This window comes from Parasphingorhabdus sp., assembly GCF_048267785.1.
GTDB lineage: Bacteria > Pseudomonadota > Alphaproteobacteria > Sphingomonadales > Sphingomonadaceae > Parasphingorhabdus.
In genome coordinates, this window is sequence record NZ_JBLWWU010000021.1 from 1 (window position 1) to 19,751 (window position 19,751).

Genomic DNA, 19,751 nt, shown 5'->3' on the forward strand with positions numbered 1-19,751 from the left:
CCCGGTTTCCGCATAAACTCCGGGTGTCAGTCGTTTGACCGTGTTCGGATATATGCATGATTTCGGAAAGAACCAGCCCTTTAACCGCAGATTCCCGGATTCGCAAGAAAAGAGTGGGATTTTACGCGACTTTGGCCGCTTCGATCAGGGAGCGTATCCACGGAAGATGCTCCCGGCCAACGAACAGCTGGTCGGCAATGATGTATGACGGTGATTCGAAAATGCCATATTCTTCTGCTCTGACCCGAATCGAAAGCAGTTTTTCTCCTGCCGATTGCGGGTCGGGGACGGGCTTTTGCACCGAAGAGAGCAGCGCCGCCACGACCGTTTCATCGTCGAGGTCTGCCTGTTCGCTCCAGTAAGCGGCAAAGGCGGCGCGGATGAACGGGACGGGATCGCCGTCGATGCTGGCCAGTGCTGCCAGCGCGGCATCGCTGCCGGCGGGTGTTTCGGCAAAATGCATGTCGCGGCCCTGAACCGCGGCATAATGGAGCCAGGTATCACGCCGGGAAAGGGCGCGGACGCGGCGGTGACGTTCGCCAACTGTCTCGTTCGGCTGTTCTTCGGGTATCGAGAAAGGGCGTATAGAAAATGGAAGCCAGTCAATCTGCACGCCGGTTTCTCGCGCCAGGTCCAGTGTCGGTTCGAGCGCCAGACAGGAAGCGGGGGATTTGAAATCGATGGCAACGGTCAGCATGACTGTTCCTCCATCGCGCCCATCTCGTAGGCGATATCGGGTGCAGGACCCTTTCGTCCGGTCAGGTGCCAGCGGACATAGGGCAGATGTTCGCGGCCAAACAGGATGGTTCCGTCAAAGACATAGGTTGGCACACCGTAAATGCCGGCCGGGTGCAGCTGTGCCTGCAGCGAGTCATGCTGGACGCCGCCTTCGCCTTGCTGAAAGGCGGCAAAGCCGGTCGCGTCTATCCCGGCCTGCTCGAGACAGGCAGTGACCACAGTCACGTCTTCTATATCCAGCTCCCGCCGCCAGAAAGGCGGATAGATGGTTTCCAAATAGTCGCCGAGCCGGTCGCGGTCGTTCTGCATCACCCATAAAATCCCGATATTGGCGATCGACGAATCCCAGATTTTCTCGGTACCCTTCAGCATATGTCCCTGACGCTCGACATAGCGGCGTGCATCGCGATAGGCATATTTGATCCCCACCCACTGGCGGGCGCTGCGGGTGCTTTCGACGACCTTGCCCTTGCTCTTGCGCGCCGATCCCAGATAGCTGGGGATATCGAGCGTTAGCGGTCGCCAGTCAAAACGGATGCCGAGAGAATTCTCCAGCGCCAGCGTCGGCTGGATGGCGGCAAAGGCATAGGGGCTTTTGATGTCGATATAGACGATCAGCAGCGCGTCGCTCTCCAGCGCTTTCAAAAATAGTCTCCCTCGGAACGCAGTTCAGATTTGTGCCAAAATTCTGCCCGGATGCATGCCGTCGACATAGCCCATGAACGGCGGATGGATATTGTAACCCAGCAATTCCTGCACCCGCTTCGGGAGGCGTGCAACTTTTTCAGGCGATACCGCGAGCAATTGCTGCTCCAGCGGGCGGCACCATCCCTTGCAATATTGCGGCGTTACGATCAGGCGATGGGCATCGGAACTGTTGCCCCCGCCGCGATGCCACAGGGTCCCCTTGGCGATCATCAGCGAACCGGCCGGCATGGTCGCCTTGATCATGTCGGGGTGGTCATCGCTGCTGCTGGTCTTTTTGTCCGTAACGCCCGTTTTGAAATCGGAACCGCGGTTGGCGCCGGCAGGCTGTTCGTCCCCCCATTTGTGGCTGCCCGGAATGATTTCAGTGGCGCCATTTGTTTCGGTCGTGTCGCTTATCGACCAGAAAGTCGACAGGCTGAGCGGGTCGCGTGGCCTGGCCAGTCCACAATGGCTGTCATCAAAATGCCAGGGCTGGACGGTTTCGCCGGGATGCAGGTTGATTGCGAGGCAGGCATAGAGCAGGCAGCTTTCGCCCAGCTCCCGTTCGGCAAAGGCCAGTTGCAGTGGATGGGATATCAGGTCGGCAAACACCGGGTCCTTGTCGAGCATCCCGTAAATGCGGTTGGACTGCGCCCCTTCGAAATTGTTGCGACCGCGGATATCGGCATCGATCCATGGCTGGAGCGCTGCACGCTGCGCATCAAGCTGATCCGGAGTGAGGACCCCGGGGAAGATGACATAGCCGTCCTCCTGAAACTGGCTCCAGGCGTCTTCAAAATCCCGGCCCTGTAAATAGCGGTCGAGGTCCGCCACCGGTGTTTCAATCTTGCTCGCTACATTCATGGGGCTGCTCCGTGATTCCCTATATGGCAGACCTATCTCATATTTGAATTGAATTCAATTCAAATATGAGATAGGTCGTTTCGATAAAGGATTGCCAGAGGAGACGGACCATGACCGGTCAAAGCAAGACGAGGGAACGCTCCGACCGCAAGATAATGCGCGCCGCCAGAATATTGGCTGCTGCAGAAATGATCCTCCGTGACGGGGACGGGGCGCTTGAAATGGGTCAAGTCGCCGATAAGGCTGGCGTCTCCGTTGGGCTTGCCTACCATTATTTCGGTTCGAAATCCGGTATGTTGGGCGCGATCATCCATGCATTTTATGATCGCTATAACCAGGTGGCCAACCAGTATATCGACCCGGATATTACATGGGGCGTGCGCGAGAAAAGCCGGCTAATGGCCGTGGTTGAATTTCTCTACAATGACCCGATGGCTCCGGTTATCCTCGGGAAAATGGCCCGGACCAATCAAGTCGCAGCGGTGGAATCTGCCCGTCATGAAGAAATGATCGAAATGGCAATCCGCAATATCAACTCCGGCATCAAACGTGGTGATATCGGCTCCCATATTGATCCCACCATCGCCGGAGCAGCCATTACCGGTGCGATACGCGCCGGGATCATGCACGCCATGGGCATGCGCCCGCGCCCGGATCCGGCCAAGCTGACGCATCAGATATGGGGGATGATCGCCGGAGCGCTCGATATCGAGCGTTAGGCCTCAATAGCGTTCGATGAGGTCCCATTTGTTGCCGAACGGATCGCGCCACTTGACGACCTTGCCGTAGATTTCCTCATGTGGTTCCTCGAGAAAATCGATGCCGGCGCGTTGCATGATCGCGAAATCACCGTCGAAATCATAGGTTTCAAGAAACAGAAAGACCCGATCCCCGGCCTGTTCCCCGATTATTTCTTCCTGAGCCTCGTTGATTGCACGGGCAAGCAAGAGACGGGTTTCGGTGCTGCCTGGCGGAGCGACCAGCACCCAGCGCTCGTCTTCCGACAAGGGTGTGTCTTCGATCAGTTCGAAACCCATCACACCAACATAGAATTCGATCCCCTGATCATAGTCAGGAACGATCAGACTGATGGCGGAAATAAACTGGGGCATGCAGACTTCAGTATATTGATGGATGAAATGGCAGGAGTGCACGGACTCGAACCGTGGGCCCTCGGTTTTGGAGACCGATGCTCTACCAACTGAGCTACACTCCTGCACTGGCCGCATCACCCTTGTGAAGCAGCCGGTTCGCGCCTTAGCGTCCCGTGATGATTTGGGCAAGCGTGATTGTATTATGTCATGCAAATCCAGCGATGGTTAAAGAAAGGTGGCCCCCTGTTTACCTCTACAGGAAAGGCGGGGTTAACTCATCTGGGGCAATAATAAGCCTGTCGCAAACATCAGATGGACCAGGCGGCATTCACCGAAGCAGAACCCCCTTTCAGGAGACTGAAATGCCCGACTCAATTACCCGCAGGCCTTCGGCAATTGCGAATGATGATGACAAGCATGTGTCTTATGCGATTGCATCGGAAGAAGATCGGTGCGCACCCCGCTGCCGGCTTTCTATTCCGGCCCGGATGCGCTTTTCCTGTTCCAGCAGTTTTGCGGTGGAAGTGACCGATATGTCGCTTGCCGGTTTTGCCTGTGATGCCTTGTTGGCAACGGAACCCGGAACCTTGTGCTGGTTGACGCTGCCGGGTCTCGGCGCGCTGGAGGCTGAAGTCGTCCGGCATAGCAATGAAGGCATGGGCTGTGCGTTCAAAAACCTGCTCAATCTGGCTGTTCTGAACCATTATGTGGCGAAATATCCGGCGAAATGACGGTCTGGCCGGGCATTTTGTCCGCCGTTTTGGAGCGCCTTTGCTCGGCTGCGTCCACAGTCCAATCAGACACAGGCCCGCTTTTCCCAAGCAAGCCCTGACTCCCCCTTGAATATCAGGAATTTCCAGACGGCAGTATGCGTCCGGTCCCAATGACACGGGACATATTCCCTATTTCAACGATCATCCGGCGATATTCGGTTTGGCACTGAGAAGGTGGGCGCAGGCGCTGGATTCGGCCTGCCCCCCTTCCCATAATCTCACTGCGCTTGAACCGCTCTATTCAGCCGCCTGCAATTGTCGCGCGAATATCCGGTTCAGCTCGGCATCATCGGCTTTGGTCAAACGGTCCACCCATTGATGGAATACCTGTCCGCCCCCTTCGTTGCGACCGAACCAGACCTTGTCGATGAGGCCGGATTGCAATGCCTCGTGCTGGCGTTTTCCGGTTTTATAATCCTCTTCCGCAACCACGGTTTCGAGGAACGCAAATTGGTCATGCGCGCCCTGCCGGACCTCGTCAGTGGTCGGTTCATGCTCCATCACATAAAATTGCGTGGTGAAGCTTTCGTCAACGGTCTTGCCTGGGAACAGTTGTGATATCATCGCCCCGCGTCCACCGCCGCCATAGAAGCTTGCGATCGAAATATGCGGAAAGATGGTCCAGACGCCCTGCAACAAGGCGTCGATCGGCCAGTCCTTTTCGTCCATCTCGGTGAGGTCCAGCTTCTCGTCGCTGCCGGTTTTCTGGACGAATTTCGATGGAGAGGCGACGCGCTGATGCGGGCCCCATGCAAAATAATTGGCGCGGTTGAAGAAATCTGCGCCGAACGTATCCTTGTGCAGCACGGGCAGATGGTAGAAATCGAGATAGCCGTCATAGGCCGTCTTCCAGTTCGGTCCCGGAATTGTCCGCTGATCAAACAGATGCCAATTATCGAATCCGAAATGTTCGAGCAGGCTGTCATAGCCGCAGAGATAGGCTTCGATATCGAGCGTGCTGTCCGGGTCGAGCGTCGCCCATATTAGCCCGGCTCGCTCCAGCGTCGGGAATTTCTGGAGGCAGAAAGCTGCCTTGTCGACCGTGCCGAAATCTTTCGGCGACGCGATGGCGAGCAGGTCTCCATCATTCTTGAAGGTCCAGCCATGATAGCCGCAGGTAAAGCGCGTAGCCTTGCCGGAGCCCTGCGCAACCGGATTGCCGCGATGGGTGCAACTGTTCAGGAAAGCCTGTGCAGTCCCGTCCTTCTGGCGGGTCATCAGTACCGGAATGCCGGCCATTTCCATCGCCTTGTAACAACCGGGTTCGGGAAGCTCGCAGGATGGCGCCATCATCAGCGGCAAGCGTTTAAAGATCAGGTTCTTCTCGCGTTCAAACCGCTCTTCATCGGTATAGTCGGATGCCGGTACCGAGATGACCTCATCGACCAACTCCATTGTGTCCGCCTTGCCATGTTCGATCAGGGAACGGGTCATTTCCAACAATTGCTGTCGCGACATATTTCTCTCCTAAAGTCGGGACGAGAATATCAGATTCGCGCGCAGCTAAAACTATTCTTTATGGGCAGGCGCACGCTCTGGCGATTTTTCCGAATCAGGCTCGTTTCGGGTCCATATCCAGCTGCCGCTTATCAGCGCAGCCGCGATCGGAATGAGATTCCATGGCGGTTTTACAAAGAGAAGCGCGATCACACAGCTGACCGCGAAAGCGACCGTCGCCGACCATTTCCCGCGCCGGGTGATTGCGCGGCGGTTCCGCCAGTTCTTGATATGTGGGCCAAAGATGCGATGCTCGACCAGCCAAGCTTCGAGCCGCGGTGAACTATTGGCGAAGCAGAAGGCGGCAAGAATCATGAAGGGCACCGTCGGCAGCAGCGGCAACAGGATACCAATGCCGCCCAGTGCCAGCGAAGCCAGTCCGGCTAGCAGATAGAATTGCCGTTTCATCCCTGCCCTCTATCACGCTTTGTTGTGAATGCCGACAGATTCGATTGGTCATTGGCGTACAGGAAATTTCCTGCCTGATAAATTCCTGCAGAGGCGCGCGCGCCTTTTTCACCATCGGAACATCATCCTCGTTCTGAAAAAATCGGGGCGGTCAGCGCGGGGGGGCGCTACCGCCCCAGTTGTCGGGGGTGAGGGAAGTCTTTCAGGCGTTTCGGTCGGTCTGACCACCTTGTGTTTCCAATTGCTGTTTGCGGATGCGTTCGGCGAGGCTGCGCTGCAGCATTTTTAACGCGCGCCTTTGTTCTTCATTGTCATGGCCTGTCGCGATCCGGTCACCCGGCTTGCCGCGTTTTTGAATCGGGCTGTTGTTATATTCTTCCACGATATATCCTCTTATGATCGCAGCTTGGCTACGATATGGTTGATGTGAGGCAATTCTCGTGATAATTCCAATCGAATGAAATCATAAGAAGCGATAGAGTGCTTCTATAGGACGGAGTGACAGCGCTATGCCGACTTTACGTCAGTTCGAATATCTCGTGGCCGTTGCCGATCATGGCCATTTTGGCAAAGCCGCCCAGGCCGCCAGTGCTTCACAGCCGACATTGAGTCATCAGTTGAGAACCCTCGAACAGAGATTGGGGGTGACATTGGTGGAGCGACGAACCCACGGTGCCGAGCTCACTCCCGTCGGCCGGGAAATTGCTACTCGCGTGCGGCAAGTGCTGGTCGACGTGAAGGATATCCGGCAACTGGCAGAGCGCGCGAGCGACAGTCTGGCGGGGATTTTGCGCTTCGGTGTTTCGCCGACTCTGGGTCCCTATCTCATGCCACCGGTGATTGCCGGGCTGCATCGCACGCGTCCCGACTTGCGCTTCTACATGCGCGAGGGAATCCCCGATTTGCAGGCTATGGAACTGACCAAAGGTTCTATCGATATGCTTTTGGGGCCGTTGCCGATCGAAGGTGATAATCTGCAAATCGAACCGCTGTTCCGGGAGCCGCTGATTCTGCTTGCTCCGCCTGATCACCCGCTCGCGTCACGCGAAAATCTGACGCTTTCGGATCTTGCGGGCCTGCCGGTGCTCAGTCTGGATCGCCGCCATCATCTGCATCGCGACGTCGTGCACCAGTGTCAGCAGCATGACATGAATCTGTTGCACGATTATGAGGGCACCAGTCTGGATAGTGTCCGTCAAATGGTTGCCTCGGGGCTGGGGCTGGCGATCTTGCCAGCGCTTTATGTGCGTTCCGAGCTTTCGCGTGGTGGCGATGTTGCCCTTCTCGATGTTGAAGGCTGGTCGGCAACCCGGAGCATTGGCGCGGCCTGGCGCACCAACGCGGGCTTTGCCAGCGAATATGCGGCAATCGCGGAAAAAATTGCTGATGAAGCCCGAGTGCTGATGTCCACCTGACGATTGGCAATCTGTTGCGATTTCCACCTGTGCGAACGGCCCTCATCGGGCTATCTAATGTTCATGACCATTGATCTTGACCTTCTGTTAAAGGCCTATGCATCGGGTATATTCCCCATGGCAGACGCACGCGATGACCCGGATACCTTCTGGGTGGAACCGAAGGCCCGCGCTATTCTTCCGCTCGATAATTTCCGGATGTCCCGCTCGCTTCGCAAAACTATCAGGGCCGACCGTTTCCGGGTCACCGTCGATACCGCCTTTGCCGACGTGATTGCAATTTGTGCCGAACAAGCATCAGATCGAAGGGAAACCTGGATCAATGGAGAAATCGAGGACGCGTTCAATAATCTGCACCAACGGGGTCATGCGCATAGCGTGGAATGCTGGCAGATGGACGAGGTGAGCGGTCAAGAGCGGCTCGCCGGTGGTCTATATGGCCTGGCAATTGGTGGGGCGTTTTGTGGGGAAAGCATGTTTTCCCGGAGCCGCGATGCGTCAAAAGTGGCATTGGCCTGGCTGGTAGCACGTCTCAAAGCCGGAGGTTTCTGCCTGCTCGATTGCCAGTTCATGACAGACCATCTGGCATCATTGGGGGCGATTGAAATCAGCCAGAAAGATTATGTCGAGCGGTTGAAAAAAGTGCGAGCCTATGCGCCGTCTTCGGTTTCAGTGATCAGGTCGCCGATCAAATCTTCCGGTCCATTGTTCGTCGCAGGAGCAGGCCGGGCGGCGGGAGTGGCCGGTTCGGGGCGAACCGACGGAGCGACTGGTGCTGCAACTTCTGGCACCGTTTCATTCGGCGCGCTCGATGTGCTGTTGGCAAGATTGGATGAAGATGCTCGCGGTGCCGTAGGATCGACCGAATCTCCGGGCGTCTCCTCTTCACCCGGGAAGCTCATTGCGCAGCTCTTGACCCAGACATCGTAAATCGGATGCTCGACAACATTCAGCGACGGTGATTCGCGAAACAGCCAGCCGGAGAAAACCCGTTTCCATTGATCTTCACCCGATCGATTGGAGGGCCGTTCGTTGACCAGAAGCTGGACAAAGGCCCCCTGTTCCGGGGTGAGTTCCCAAGGTGCCGTTTTCTCGCATGCACGCAAACGCACGATCGCGCGTCCGATACGGATGGATTGACCGGGCCGCAGCTCGATATCCCGGGTAAGGCCGTTGCGCTTGTTGAGGAAGCCGAGCGTGGCAACGCGCTCCGCCATCGGTGTCCCGATCTGATCGGTCACCGGTGCGACCAGATCATTATCGCTCGCCGCTGCCGCCTCGGCTTTTTCGGCCGCTTGGCCAGTTGCATTTTCTTCGACATTATCACTGCTGAACCAGCTGCAGCCGGTGAGCAGGATCGTTGCCACAATCGGGAATAATATGGAGTGGCGGTCCATACCTGTCATTCCGCTTCGGCAGGATTCCAGGATTCATAATCTCCGGTAGCCGGCGCACGATGACCGCCGTTTTCCAGGGCACCCGATGGACGATAGGCCAGTGCCGTGCCGGTCAGGTTCCCGCTGGGTTCTTTTTCCCAAATGCGGGCTGGTGGCAAATAACTTTCGGGAATTTCATCATAGCTGTGATGGAGCCAGCCATGCCATTCGGGCGGCACGCGGCTGGCATCATTGGCACCATTATATATGACCCAACGCCGTTCCGCGGGATGGCCCGATCCAGCCTTCTTTGACTGATAATAGATGTTGCCAAATATATCTTCGCCGACGCGTTTGCCATTACGGGCGCTGAACAGGGCCGTGCCGATAGTTGCGCCGTCCCACCAAGTGAATATTTTTGCCAATATGCTCATGACGTCCGCTTAGCCCCGCAGCTATGCGCTCCGCAATGAAAAAATGTCAGATGTGAAGGATGTTTGCCAATGCGCAGATCATCTGGCCCAGATCACGCTGTCGCCTGGCTCGATGCCAAGCTCAGCGGCCCGTCCGGCAGCAATTTCGAGCACGGCGGCCACCGGCTCGTTCGATTCAACCGATGCCAGCGAATAGGGTATCGTGTTGGCCGCAATCGATTCGATTGTGCCGTCCCGGCGAACGAAAATAATATCGAGCGGAATGACAGTATTCTTCATCCAGAAACTGGCGAGGCGATCTTCCGGGAACGGAAAAATCATGCCTTTATCAGCCGCCAGCTGGGTTCGGAACATTAGGCCTCGCGCTTGCTGAGCGGCATTTTCTGCCACTTCCACAATAAAATCATGTGTGGCATTCGATGTTCGAACGCTTAGCGGAACCTGTTTCAGACCCGCTTCGGATAGCGGCAATATGTCTTGCTGATTATTCGCAGTGGGTTCGCTGGTCCTGGTATAGCAACCCGGCAGGCTGGAAACAGAAAGCAGCAACAGGGAAAGCGCAATCGCTTTTGGTATATTGTTCATTGAGATGGATTTCTTCTTCAGATTGAGGATGGCAGGCAGACTTGTACGGCCATATGGCCGCGGTCACCGTCATTTATACGAGCCAGCAATTGTTGGCCTGGCAGCACTTCTGCAATTCCCGCATCACGGAGCGTTTCCATGTGCAGAAAAATATCACCGGGGAATTCGTTGCTGACGAGAAAACCGTAGCCTTTGGCGCGATTGAACCATTTTACCTCTGCATTGGCGAACGGGGACGAGTCATCATCGACAATGTGGAGCGGCTGATGTCCCCGTGATACTGTCGCTCGTTCGGTCGCTTCCCCGCAAGGGGAAAGGTCTATCTCCAGAATTTTGGTTGCCTGCAATCCTTTGGGCGCGCGAACATATTCGCATGTGACAATCGCCATCTCTGGCAATTCCCGTGTGCCCAGCTTTTCGAGCAGACTCCAGTGAATCAGTATATCCGATTGTGATATTGAGCCATTGTTCTCTGAATCGTCAGTATCAGGGACGACGAAACCGAAACCGCGATGGCTGTCGAACCATTTTACATGGCCTTTGGTGCGCATCGGTTCCACATCAACGGGCGCATGATCGTCTTCGCTGGCTTGCGTTATATGCCCGTTCGTAGGGGCTTGTTCCGCAAATAAGATTGCCACGATGCGTCTCCGAACAAAACTAAGCTAAATCAAGAGTCTACAATTTTCCGACTCGGTGTCCCGCTTTTATTGCCGCAATTGTATCATAATAATTGGGAAGTGACGATTCCTGACCTTGGTGCCGCCGCTTCATTCGTTTTGCCAGTGCTGTTCTTCCGCTATTATCTCTTCGCCTGGTTTGGCAAAGACAAAACGTGACGCTACGTCGAAATCGTGGCCGGCCCGCAGGAAAGCCTGCAATTGCTTGCGGCATATATCGGCTTCCTGCTCGGTTTCGGCATAGGGACCGATCCGCCGCTTGCGGGCAAATTTGTCGGCCGCGATCCAGCTGTTCGATTCACTGATCTGAAAGGCTTCGCGCGCGTCAGCTTCGCCAATACCTGCCTGGTATAATGCATGGGCGACACGGCGGGTGCCATAGCCACGCCGGTTGAGGGATGAGGCCTTGTTTTGCGCGTATAAGGCGTCATCAATATAGCCGAGCGAGGCCATGCGCTCGACCAGCTCCTCGACTGCGGGCGGATCGGTATCCTGCCACTCCCTTTCGGCAATTTTCCGATGCAAATATACCGCCAGCTTTTTCCGGCTCGTCGCATATCGTTCGACATAGCGGATAGCGAGCCGTTTCAAGCTCTCCCCATTTAACGTTTTAACGCTGTTTTTCAACGGCTTGGCCTTTCGGTTTGACGTTTGCCCTTTTTGTGCCACAGTCGGGTCGAAATTTAAACGCCAGAGGTTATCAATGACATAGTCACAAGAGTCTGAAGGGAATTCGAAAAATAGGCCGAATTCCCGTAACGAATGAAGAAGATTGGTTTTTAGGAAGGCTGGACCTTCCGGAAATGGATATTTGATGACCGAATTGACAGCAACCCCGACCCAGGATGGGCTTCCCCGGCGTTTCTCGGATTTTGATACGCTGGGAGATGCGCTGGATTATGCGGCGCAAGGACAAAAGGGTTTCAATTTTCACGATGCCCGTGCTGCGCTTGTTCGAGTCTATCCGTTCAGCGAACTGCGTGAAGATGCGTTGGCGTTCGCAAAGCGGCTGATCGCATTCGGAATCAAGCCGGGCGACCGGGTGGCGCTGATTGCCGATACAGAGCCCCAGTTTTGTGCGCTGTTTTTTGGTGCGGTCTATGCTGGTGCATTGCCGGTGCCGCTGCCCTTGCCGACATCTTTTGGCGGGAAGGAAAGCTATGTTGAACAGATTGGCGTGCAGCTGGACAGCTGTGCTCCAGCGCTTTTGCTGTTTCCGGACGAGATTGCGGAATTGGCGGAGGCTGCTGGCCAGTCACGCGACATTCCGGCTTTCGGCTGGGACGGCTTTGCCGAACGGGAAGCGCCGGATATCGCATTGCCCACAGCCAGCAGCGGCGATATTGCCTATTTGCAATATTCCAGCGGTTCGACCCGGTTTCCGCACGGCGTTGCGGTCTCGCACAAGGCATTGCTGCACAATCTTGGCTCGCATGCGCATGGCATGCTGATCAACGACACCGATCGCTGCATTTCCTGGCTGCCTTTCTATCACGACATGGGCCTGGTTGGCTGTTTCCTGTCGATGGTCGCAAATCAGGTTTCCACCGACTATCTCAAAACTGCCGATTTTGCGCGGCGGCCGCTGTCGTGGATGGATCTGATAACCCGCAACCCCGGTACATCATGCAGTTTCTCGCCGACGTTCGGTTATGAAATTTGCGCCCGGCGCATTGGTAGTCAGTCCAATGTGACGGATCGATTTGATCTGTCGCGCTGGCGGCTTGCGGGCAATGGGGCGGATATGATCCGGCCAGACGTGATGCAACGCTTCACAGACGCATTCGCGCCGGCGGGATTTGATGCAAAGGCCTTTTTGCCGAGCTATGGTCTCGCCGAAGCGACACTTGCCGTAACATTGATGCCATCGGGCGAAGGGATGGAAGTGGAGCTGGTGGAAGAAACCGAGCTTTCCGGCGAGAAACAGAGTGATGGTCGCCGGCCGAAACGCTTCCGGGCGATCGTCAACTGCGGCAAGCCAGTGCGGGATACCCTGCTCGAGATCCGCGAAGAAAATGGTGCGATATTACCGGAGAAAACCGTCGGCAAGGTCTGGATGAAAAGTCCTGCGGTGATGGAGTGCTATTATCGCGATCAGGAGGCAACCGATGCCTGTCTGGTGGACGGCTGGCTCGATACCGGGGACATGGGCTATCTGTCGAATGGCTATCTCTATATTGTCGGCCGCGCCAAAGACATGATCATCATCAATGGCAAAAACCACTGGCCACAGGATATCGAATGGGCGGTTGAACAATTGCCCGGATTCAAGGCGGGTGACATCGCCGCCTTTGCGATCACCACGCCAGGCGGAGAAGAGACGCCTGCGGTGCTTGTACAGTGCCGGACGTCGGATGAAATCGAGCGTTTGCGGCTGCGGAACGAGATCAAGGAGAAGGTTAGGGCGATCACCGGAATGAATTGTGTGATCGAATTGGTGCCGCCGCGGACTTTGCCACGTACCAGTTCCGGCAAATTGAGTCGCGCTAAGGCCAGGAATTTATACTTGTCCGGTGATATTCAGCCTTATGCGGTTGCCGCCTGAGCCGGACTGGTTTCCATCAATCCGGAATTGCAGGAAAATTTTGGTTTCATCCTTACGTTTCGCTAAGGTTTTCGGCGTAACGACAAAATGTGCAAAATATTAAATCTCAATCCGGTCTGCCGCGAGACATCCCGCTGCGCGTTTTACTTGGCCTCACGGATCCCCAGGGAGCCGAGTGGGGCCGAATTCGTGCATTGCAATTCAACGGCATGCACCAGCATAGCTTCCTGAAAGTTTTTTCGGCGATCGTGTGCGGTCTGCTGACCGTGCAATGGGGTATCGGTCTGGTCAACGGTGTCTATCTCGGTCTCTGGCTGACGGCATTGTGCGCTTTATATATCTATTCCTATATACTGTTCCGCAAGCAGTCGACCTGGCAGCGGAAATCCGTGGATCGCGGTGAGACGAGAATGGTCCATCTGCTTTCCCTTGCCGGGGGCTCGATCTGGGGTATCGGATTTTTGCTTTTCGCATTCAGCACCGACTTCATCACCATCGTTCCGCTTTGGGCTACAATCATCTGTCTGATGGTGGGATCAGCCATTATGTTCTCGGCGATCCCGTTGTGCAGCATCTTGTTCATTTCCGCAGCCAGCATATTCATGACCCTGGGCTGGCTCTACAATGGCAGTCCCGAGTTGGCGTTTGCATCCGGGGCCGTCGGGGTTCTGTTAATCTCTGCCTGCTTGATGACCGGACGGTCTTTCATTGAGCGAAAGGTCTCGCAAGCCAATCTCAATGAGAAAAGTGAAGTGGTCAGCCTTTTGCTCAAGGAATTTGAGGATACCGGTGCCGACTGGCTCTGGCAGACGGATACGTCACGGCGGATAACCCATGTCTCACCGCGATTCGCGCATGCCATTGGTCAGCCTGCGGAGGCGATCGAAGGCAAGCCCTTCCTGCAGATGGTCGCTGGAGAATCCTGGGAAAGCGGAAAGTTTTCAAACGCTTTGCACGAACTGGCGGACAAGCTGAAGTGTCGGGACAGCTTCAGCAACATGCTGGTTCCGGTCCAGATCAATGGTGAGAACCGCTGGTGGGAATTGTCTGCTTCGCCAAAACTCGATGATAACGGCACGTTTCACGGATTTCGCGGCGTCGGATCGGATATAACCCAGCAACGCGAATCCGCAGACAAAATCTCGCATATGGCCAGATTTGACACGTTGACCCGTCTGCCGAACCGCCTGCAATTGACCGAGGCTCTCGGCAAAGCACTGGACGCGGCGGAAAAATGGAGTGGCCGCTGTGGCTTTATGATGATCGACCTTGATCGCTTCAAGGCGGTCAATGATACGCTGGGGCATCCGGTCGGTGATCGTTTGCTGGTGCGCGTGTCCGATCGTTTGCGATCGATGATGACCGATAACGAGCTTTGCTGTCGTCTCGGCGGTGATGAATTCGCGATCGTGATAAAAGACGCGAGCAACATGGAATATGTGGAAACTCTGGCCCGGAAGATCATCGACAGACTGTCTCAGACATATGAAATAGACCAGCACACCCTCTACATCGGCGCCAGCGTCGGGACGGCAATCGGTCCACGAGATGGGCGCACCGTCGAAATGCTGATGCGTAGCGCAGATCTTGCGCTCTATCGTTCCAAGGATGAGGGCGGCGGCGCCTATAATCAATATGAGCCCAAATTGCATGTTCAGGCCGAAGAGCGACGGGTCATGGAAATTGCCCTGCGCAAAGCGCTGGACAATGGCGAACTGTCGCTAAACTACCAACCGGTGGTCAGCGCAGATCTGGGCGCGGTTGTCGGTTTCGAGGCGCTTCTGCGCTGGACGAGTCCCCAATTTGGTATCGTATCGCCGGCGAAATTCGTGCCGTTGGCAGAAGATGCCCGTCTGATCGTGCCGATTGGCGAATGGGTTTTGCGCACCGCATGCCACGAAGCGATGAGCTGGCCCTCGACCGTAAAGGTTGCGGTTAATGTTTCGGCCGACCAGCTGACCGAAAAGAATTTCCTTTCGACCGTCGTATCAGCGCTTGAGGACAGTGGGCTGCCGCCGCATCGTCTGGAGATTGAAGTAACCGAGAGTATTTTCATGCGCGAGGGTACCGGTGCCGCAGAAATGCTGGACCAGATCATTGCGCTGGGGATAAACCTGTCACTTGACGATTTCGGGACCGGCTATTCCTCGCTTGGCTATTTGCGCAAAACGCGCTTCACAACGATCAAGGTTGACCGGAGCTTTGTTCAGGGGGCCGCCAAAAAGGCGCCTGAAAGTCTGGCGATCATTCGTGCGGTCGTGGCGATGGCGGACAGCCTTGGCATGTCTACAACCGCGGAGGGTGCGGAGACAGAGGAAGAAGTGCAGATGATCAGGAAATTGGGCTGCACCAAAATCCAGGGCTATTATTATGGCCGGCCGATGGTTGCTGATGATGCAAGGATATTGTTCGACACATTTGATAACGAGCAGCTGGAATATAGCAGAAAATCTGCATAGGCCCTCCACACGCGCCTATTTTTTTGCCAAACGTTTTTCAATCCCGCGCCATATTCTGGCATAGGCCTGCGCGGCGGGACTGCGTGGTGCGAAGCTACCGACCGGTTTTCGCAATTTGGTCATATGTTCGACCGCGCTCGACATCGGGATGACAGGCCATTTCGGTTTGGCGGCCAGACCCTGATTGTGGATTGATCGCCGCCGATCGACCATCGTGTAGACCGGCAGCAACGGGGCGTGTTTTTTTCCGGCACTGTTGAGGAATGTCTGAACGTCACGAAGCGCGCGTTCCGAAAGCGGCGAGGGGATGGTTGGAACAATTACGATGCCGGCATTGCGCAGGACTTGCTCGCTGGTCTCAGTCAAACCGGGCGGGCAATCGAGGATGATCCGGTCATAATTCTTACCCATTTCCTTGAGTAATTTTCCAAGATGCCGCTTTTTGCTGATCTGGAAAAACAGCCGGTCGAGACTGCGCAGCGAAACGTCTGCGGCGAGAAGATCGAGATTCTCTATTTCCGTATGCTTGATCAGCTTGCCCGGTTTAACATTGCCGGCGATCATCGCGTGCGCGCGGTCTTTCTCCTTACTGTCCCCCTTCAGAATGAAGGAAGCGGCACCTTGCGGATCAAGGTCCCAGAGCAAAGTCCGCCGCGCGCTGCCGACCGCGCTATTCCATGCCAGATTCACCGCCGTACAGCTTTTGCCGACTCCGCCTTTCATGCTGTATATTGCGACTACTGACATCATCTTTCCCGGTTTGTTTATTCACATCCGCAGAAAGCATGCCGTTTCAGAGAATCTCCTGAACGACCTCCTGCGGACGACACAGCCTGACCCCTTTTTCGGTTTCAACCAGCGGCCGGTTGATCAGGATCGGTTCACGCGCCATGGCATCCAGAATCTCGTCGGCTGTGGCATCGTCCTTCGTCAGCCCTAGCTCCTCAGCAGGCGAACCTCGTACCCGTAAGCCTTCCTGCGGGGTCATGCCAGCATCGCTGTAAAGCTGTTCCAGCTTGGCACGGGTCGGCGGGTTTTTCAAATATTCGACCACGGTCAGATCAACGCCGGGTGTCTCTTCCAATATCGCCAATGTCTTGCGGGATGTCCCGCATTTCGGATTGTGCCAGATCGTCGCTTTCATGTTTCTCTCCCATTGGGTCAAAGCCGCTTCATAAACACAAGTTCGACAGTTGTTTCAAAGAAAATGTCAAAAATTCACCGATTCTTTGTTGCATATGAGAACTAATCTCATTAGCGGGTGGGCCATTGAGAATGGTTCTCATATAAGGGGGTCCTGTGAATATTGATTCATGCCGTTTGTTACGCCTTTTAACGTCTGTCAGCCTGACCGCGGTCGCGGCAAGTCCGGCGCACGCATCTGGTCAGGAGATGTGGGAGGAAGGCTTTTCTGATGATCAGGAAATTATCGTAACTGGTGAAAAGCAGGGCTATGTCGCGATCAGCAGCGCTGGTTTGAAAACCGACGTGCCGCTCATAGACACTCCTCAGACAGTATCAGTTCTGACCCGCGAACAGCTGGATGACCAGGCACTGCAGGATATTGGGGATATTCTTCGCTACACGCCCGGCGCATCGATCGGGCAGGGCGAAGGCAATCGCGACCAGATCACCATCAGGGGGCAGAATACCACCGCCGATTTCTTCGTCGATGGTATCCGCGATGATGTCCAATATTTCCGGCCGCTCTATAATATCGAGCGGGTTGAAATTCACAAAGGCCCCAATGCGATGATCTTTGGCCGGGGCGGCGGTGGCGGTATCATCAACAGGGTGACGAAATCACCGATCTCCGATCGTCAGTTCGGCGAAGCGACCGCCAGTGTCGACAGCTTTAGCGCATTTTATTTTGCCGGTGACCTGAACCTGCCCGTCGGCGATTCTGCTGCCTTCCGGCTCAATGGCCTTTATGAAGAATTCAACAACCATCGCGATTTTTACGATGGCCGCCGTTTCGCAATCAACCCGACATTCGGTGCTGAACTGGACGACAAGAACCGGATTTTGCTGTCCTATGAATATGTTGATGATGACCGTGCGGTAGACCGCGGCAATCCGGCGGAGCTGCGCGCTGCTGGGGAAGCCTGCTCGTTTGCCGACCCTTGCGGACCGCTTGCCGGATATCGCGATACATTGTTCGGCCAGCCCGGAACCAACCGCACGACGCTGCAGGCCCATATCGTCAAGTTGCGTGTGGAGCATGATTTCAGTGATGAACTGAGCTTCAGTTCGACCACCCAATATGGCGATTATGACAAGCTCTACCGCAACGTCTATCCGGTCGATGCGGTAAGCAACGACATCCGGCTGACGCCGGTTGCCAATTCGGTCACCCTCGACGGCTATGTCGATACGACTGACCGCGAGAATTTTATCACCCAGGGTAACTTGTTGTGGACGGGCGATACTGGCTCTTTGGGCCACAGCCTGTTGCTCGGTTATGAAATCGGCCAGCAAAAATCGGCCAATGCCCGCCGTGATATATTCTTTGCCGCCAGCAGCGATGACCAGATAGTGGTTCCGCTGACCGACCCCATCGTGGTTCCGGCATTCACCTTTCCGGCATTCAGCCGCAGCACCGTTTCCGATCTTAAATTCCTGTCGCTTTACGTACAGAACCAGATCAGTATCGGTGACCATTTCGATATAATCGGCGGCGTGCGTTTCGATCGTTTCGATCTTGATGTAAATGATATCCAGAACAGCTTGCTGCTCAGCCGGACGGACGAGAAATTCTCGCCGCGATTCGGCGCGATCTACAAGCCGCAGGAAAACATCTCCATTTATGCGAGCTATGCCAAAAGCTTTCTGCCACGTTCGGGTGACCAGTTTTTGACGCTCACCCCGAGCACTGCCAATCTCGCACCGGAAACATTCGAGAATTACGAAATCGGTGTAAAATATGACCTGACATCGGGGCTTAGTCTGACCGCAGCGCTGTTCCGTCTGGACCGGGACGACCAGTCTATCCTGCTCGACAATCAGGGCAATAGCACCTTGTCCGGGTCGCGGACCGAAGGCGTCGAGTTCCAGCTGGTCGGCAAGCTGACCGAGCGGTTGCAAATCAATGCAGGCTATAGCTATCTCGATGGCCAGCAACGCAATGCGACTACCGTTGCCGGTCAGGAACTGCGCCTTTTCCAGGTGCCGGAACATATGATCTCGCTGTGGACCAAATATGATTTCACCACGCAATTTGCGGCCGGTATCGGTGTGACCCATCAATCGAGCCAGTTCGCGACCAACGACAATAGCGTCCGCATACCGGCTTTCACTCGGGTCGACGCTGCTCTTTACTACGACGTAAGCGAGAAGGTGCAGGTCCAGCTCAACGTGGAAAATCTGTTCGACGAGACCTATTATCCGTCGGTCCATAATAATGACAATATTTCAACCGGTGAACCGCTCAACGCGCGGCTGACCGTGAAATTTGGGTTCTAGCAGACCTGTGCCCTGGCGCAGGCCGGGGCCCATCCCGGAAAGCGTAGCCAGCGCGCAATTGTGAAGTGGTTCAGTTCTTTACGCTCGGAAAATGCTTCAAAATTCCCGCGGGTGCGTGTTTTGAGGGTCCTGGATGGACACCCGCCTTCGCGGGTGAACAACTCACTTCCCGGGCGTTAGCGCCGGGACCGCCTTGGCCGCATCTTCGGGATCGATTCCCGGAGGCGGCGCAGCGCTGAGCACCGCTTCCCCGCGCGCGACGCGTCCGGCGCGCTGGATCGCCTCGCGGATGCGCGGATAGGTTCCGCAACGGCAGATATTGGTGATTGCCTCGTCAATCGCGGCTTTTGACGGGTTGGAATTTTTCTTCAGCAATACCGCCGCCGCCATGATCATGCCGGACTGGCAGAAACCGCATTGCGGAACGTTCTCCGCCGCCCATGCCTGTTGTACCGGATGGCTGCGATCGCGCGACAGCGCCTCAATTGTAGTGACAAAACGGCCTTCCATCTCGCCGATGGTGACGAGACAGGAGCGGATCGCCTCGCCGTCGACCTCGACCATACAGGCACCACAATCGCCGGTGCCGCAGCCATATTTGGTGCCGGTCAGGTTGGACGCATCGCGCAGCGCCCAGAGTAGGGGGGTATCCGGGTCCATCCGGTACTGCACCGGGCGGTCATTGACGGTGAATTTGGTCATAGCGTCTTGCTCGTCATCCTGAACTTGTTTCA

The 19,751-nt window shown here is 55.6% G+C and carries 21 protein-coding genes, 1 tRNA gene and 1 pseudogene; 7 read left to right on the top strand and 16 right to left on the bottom strand.

Annotation, left to right across the window (positions count from 1 at the left end):
• Positions 1 to 121: 121 nt before the first annotated feature.
• The 3 genes from ACN0VD_RS14775 to ACN0VD_RS14785 are packed head-to-tail and all read right to left on the bottom strand — an operon-like array spanning position 122 to position 2,289.
• Positions 122 to 697 carry a hypothetical protein gene (locus ACN0VD_RS14775; protein WP_417595602.1) on the bottom strand — a complete coding sequence of 192 codons (576 nt, stop codon included), beginning with the start codon at positions 695 to 697 and terminating at the stop codon, positions 122 to 124.
• Positions 691 to 1,383 carry a DsbA family protein gene (locus tag ACN0VD_RS14780; protein WP_417595604.1) on the bottom strand — a complete coding sequence of 231 codons (693 nt, stop codon included), beginning with the start codon at positions 1,381 to 1,383 and terminating at the stop codon, positions 691 to 693. The genes ACN0VD_RS14775 and ACN0VD_RS14780 overlap by 7 nt, the downstream gene beginning before the upstream one ends.
• A gap of 24 nt (positions 1,384 to 1,407) precedes the next feature.
• Entirely contained in the window at positions 1,408 to 2,289 is an 882-nt protein-coding gene (locus ACN0VD_RS14785) for a phytanoyl-CoA dioxygenase family protein (protein ID WP_417595606.1), read from the bottom strand.
• A gap of 110 nt (positions 2,290 to 2,399) precedes the next feature.
• Between ACN0VD_RS14785 and ACN0VD_RS14790 the strand changes: the two genes are divergently transcribed.
• On the top strand, positions 2,400 to 3,008 hold the full coding sequence (locus ACN0VD_RS14790) for a TetR/AcrR family transcriptional regulator (protein WP_417595608.1): 609 nt from the start codon (positions 2,400 to 2,402) through the stop codon (positions 3,006 to 3,008).
• Positions 3,009 to 3,011: 3 nt separating this feature from the next.
• Here ACN0VD_RS14790 and ACN0VD_RS14795 read toward each other — a convergent pair whose 3' ends face one another.
• Complete coding sequence (locus ACN0VD_RS14795; RefSeq protein WP_417595610.1) at positions 3,012 to 3,401, bottom strand: VOC family protein; 390 nt, start codon at positions 3,399 to 3,401, stop codon at positions 3,012 to 3,014.
• A gap of 28 nt (positions 3,402 to 3,429) precedes the next feature.
• Positions 3,430 to 3,505 (bottom strand) — tRNA-Trp (locus ACN0VD_RS14800).
• A gap of 240 nt (positions 3,506 to 3,745) precedes the next feature.
• Between ACN0VD_RS14800 and ACN0VD_RS14805 the strand changes: the two genes are divergently transcribed.
• Positions 3,746 to 4,114 carry a PilZ domain-containing protein gene (locus ACN0VD_RS14805; RefSeq protein WP_417595612.1) on the top strand — a complete coding sequence of 123 codons (369 nt, stop codon included), beginning with the start codon at positions 3,746 to 3,748 and terminating at the stop codon, positions 4,112 to 4,114.
• A 279-nt stretch (positions 4,115 to 4,393) separates the two neighbouring features.
• Here the strand turns inward: ACN0VD_RS14805 and ACN0VD_RS14810 are convergent, their stop codons facing one another.
• The 3 genes from ACN0VD_RS14810 to ACN0VD_RS14820 form a co-directional block, all read right to left on the bottom strand.
• Positions 4,394 to 5,614, bottom strand: coding sequence for an aromatic ring-hydroxylating oxygenase subunit alpha (locus ACN0VD_RS14810; RefSeq protein ID WP_417595614.1), 1,221 nt, complete (start codon positions 5,612 to 5,614; stop codon positions 4,394 to 4,396).
• Positions 5,615 to 5,665: 51 nt separating this feature from the next.
• Positions 5,666 to 6,061: a YbaN family protein gene (locus tag ACN0VD_RS14815; RefSeq protein ID WP_417595616.1), complete on the bottom strand. Its 396-nt coding sequence runs from the start codon at positions 6,059 to 6,061 to the stop codon at positions 5,666 to 5,668.
• A gap of 202 nt (positions 6,062 to 6,263) precedes the next feature.
• On the bottom strand, positions 6,264 to 6,443 hold the full coding sequence (locus tag ACN0VD_RS14820; RefSeq protein WP_417595618.1) for a hypothetical protein: 180 nt from the start codon (positions 6,441 to 6,443) through the stop codon (positions 6,264 to 6,266).
• Between the two features lie 127 nt (positions 6,444 to 6,570).
• On the opposite strand from ACN0VD_RS14820, the gene ACN0VD_RS14825 reads away from it, so the two are divergent.
• Both ACN0VD_RS14825 and aat read left to right on the top strand, forming a co-directional pair.
• Complete coding sequence (locus tag ACN0VD_RS14825) at positions 6,571 to 7,476, top strand: hydrogen peroxide-inducible genes activator (protein ID WP_417595620.1); 906 nt, start codon at positions 6,571 to 6,573, stop codon at positions 7,474 to 7,476.
• Between the two features lie 57 nt (positions 7,477 to 7,533).
• A complete protein-coding gene (gene aat, locus ACN0VD_RS14830; protein WP_417595622.1) occupies positions 7,534 to 8,406 on the top strand; it encodes a leucyl/phenylalanyl-tRNA--protein transferase in 873 nt (290 codons plus the stop codon).
• A gap of 35 nt (positions 8,407 to 8,441) precedes the next feature.
• Here the strand turns inward: aat and ACN0VD_RS14835 are convergent.
• From ACN0VD_RS14835 to ACN0VD_RS14855, 5 genes and pseudogenes are all read right to left on the bottom strand, one after another.
• Positions 8,442 to 8,882 (bottom strand): annotated as a pseudogene (locus tag ACN0VD_RS14835) (DUF2155 domain-containing protein); the annotation flags it as partial.
• Entirely contained in the window at positions 8,879 to 9,286 is a 408-nt protein-coding gene (locus tag ACN0VD_RS14840) for an NADH:ubiquinone oxidoreductase subunit NDUFA12 (RefSeq protein ID WP_417595624.1), read from the bottom strand. The pseudogene ACN0VD_RS14835 and the gene ACN0VD_RS14840, both read right to left, overlap by 4 nt.
• Before the next feature lie 78 nt (positions 9,287 to 9,364).
• The gene (locus ACN0VD_RS14845) at positions 9,365 to 9,871 is read right to left on the bottom strand and encodes a DUF192 domain-containing protein (protein WP_417595626.1); all 507 of its coding nucleotides are present in this window, start codon (positions 9,869 to 9,871) and stop codon (positions 9,365 to 9,367) included.
• Positions 9,872 to 9,888: 17 nt separating this feature from the next.
• Complete coding sequence (locus ACN0VD_RS14850; protein WP_417595628.1) at positions 9,889 to 10,512, bottom strand: cold-shock protein; 624 nt, start codon at positions 10,510 to 10,512, stop codon at positions 9,889 to 9,891.
• A 129-nt stretch (positions 10,513 to 10,641) separates the two neighbouring features.
• Entirely contained in the window at positions 10,642 to 11,142 is a 501-nt protein-coding gene (locus ACN0VD_RS14855) for a regulatory protein RecX (protein ID WP_417595629.1), read from the bottom strand.
• A 223-nt stretch (positions 11,143 to 11,365) separates the two neighbouring features.
• Between ACN0VD_RS14855 and ACN0VD_RS14860 the strand changes: the two genes are divergently transcribed.
• Entirely contained in the window at positions 11,366 to 13,096 is a 1,731-nt protein-coding gene (locus ACN0VD_RS14860) for a fatty acyl-AMP ligase (protein WP_417595631.1), read from the top strand.
• 89 nt (positions 13,097 to 13,185) lie between these two features.
• Positions 13,186 to 15,555: a putative bifunctional diguanylate cyclase/phosphodiesterase gene (locus ACN0VD_RS14865; protein WP_417595633.1), complete on the top strand. Its 2,370-nt coding sequence runs from the start codon at positions 13,186 to 13,188 to the stop codon at positions 15,553 to 15,555.
• Between the two features lie 15 nt (positions 15,556 to 15,570).
• Here the strand turns inward: ACN0VD_RS14865 and ACN0VD_RS14870 are convergent, their stop codons facing one another.
• Positions 15,571 to 16,302: a ParA family protein gene (locus ACN0VD_RS14870; protein ID WP_417595635.1), complete on the bottom strand. Its 732-nt coding sequence runs from the start codon at positions 16,300 to 16,302 to the stop codon at positions 15,571 to 15,573.
• A 46-nt stretch (positions 16,303 to 16,348) separates the two neighbouring features.
• Positions 16,349 to 16,699 carry an arsenate reductase (glutaredoxin) gene (gene arsC / locus ACN0VD_RS14875; RefSeq protein ID WP_417595637.1) on the bottom strand — a complete coding sequence of 117 codons (351 nt, stop codon included), beginning with the start codon at positions 16,697 to 16,699 and terminating at the stop codon, positions 16,349 to 16,351.
• A gap of 155 nt (positions 16,700 to 16,854) precedes the next feature.
• Here arsC and ACN0VD_RS14880 point away from each other — a divergent pair, with 155 nt between their 5' ends.
• Positions 16,855 to 19,017, top strand: coding sequence for a TonB-dependent receptor (locus ACN0VD_RS14880; protein WP_417595639.1), 2,163 nt, complete (start codon positions 16,855 to 16,857; stop codon positions 19,015 to 19,017).
• A 162-nt stretch (positions 19,018 to 19,179) separates the two neighbouring features.
• On the opposite strand, the gene ACN0VD_RS14885 is transcribed toward ACN0VD_RS14880, so the two are convergent.
• Positions 19,180 to 19,719: a (2Fe-2S)-binding protein gene (locus tag ACN0VD_RS14885; protein ID WP_417595641.1), complete on the bottom strand. Its 540-nt coding sequence runs from the start codon at positions 19,717 to 19,719 to the stop codon at positions 19,180 to 19,182.
• Positions 19,720 to 19,751: the final 32 nt, after the last annotated feature.

Coding starts and splice junctions, on each gene's coding strand:
- ACN0VD_RS14775 (WP_417595602.1), bottom strand. CDS start 697: ATGCTGACCGTTGCCATCGATTTCAAATCCCCCGCTTCCTGTCTGGCG.
- ACN0VD_RS14785 (WP_417595606.1), bottom strand. CDS start 2,289: ATGAATGTAGCGAGCAAGATTGAAACACCGGTGGCGGACCTCGACCGC.
- ACN0VD_RS14790 (WP_417595608.1), top strand. CDS start 2,400: ATGACCGGTCAAAGCAAGACGAGGGAACGCTCCGACCGCAAGATAATG.
- ACN0VD_RS14795 (WP_417595610.1), bottom strand. CDS start 3,401: ATGCCCCAGTTTATTTCCGCCATCAGTCTGATCGTTCCTGACTATGAT.
- ACN0VD_RS14805 (WP_417595612.1), top strand. CDS start 3,746: ATGCCCGACTCAATTACCCGCAGGCCTTCGGCAATTGCGAATGATGAT.
- ACN0VD_RS14810 (WP_417595614.1), bottom strand. CDS start 5,614: ATGTCGCGACAGCAATTGTTGGAAATGACCCGTTCCCTGATCGAACAT.
- ACN0VD_RS14815 (WP_417595616.1), bottom strand. CDS start 6,061: ATGAAACGGCAATTCTATCTGCTAGCCGGACTGGCTTCGCTGGCACTG.
- ACN0VD_RS14825 (WP_417595620.1), top strand. CDS start 6,571: ATGCCGACTTTACGTCAGTTCGAATATCTCGTGGCCGTTGCCGATCAT.
- aat (WP_417595622.1), top strand. CDS start 7,534: ATGTTCATGACCATTGATCTTGACCTTCTGTTAAAGGCCTATGCATCG.
- ACN0VD_RS14840 (WP_417595624.1), bottom strand. CDS start 9,286: ATGAGCATATTGGCAAAAATATTCACTTGGTGGGACGGCGCAACTATC.
- ACN0VD_RS14845 (WP_417595626.1), bottom strand. CDS start 9,871: ATGAACAATATACCAAAAGCGATTGCGCTTTCCCTGTTGCTGCTTTCT.
- ACN0VD_RS14860 (WP_417595631.1), top strand. CDS start 11,366: ATGACCGAATTGACAGCAACCCCGACCCAGGATGGGCTTCCCCGGCGT.
- ACN0VD_RS14870 (WP_417595635.1), bottom strand. CDS start 16,302: ATGTCAGTAGTCGCAATATACAGCATGAAAGGCGGAGTCGGCAAAAGC.
- arsC (WP_417595637.1), bottom strand. CDS start 16,699: ATGAAAGCGACGATCTGGCACAATCCGAAATGCGGGACATCCCGCAAG.
- ACN0VD_RS14885 (WP_417595641.1), bottom strand. CDS start 19,719: ATGACCAAATTCACCGTCAATGACCGCCCGGTGCAGTACCGGATGGAC.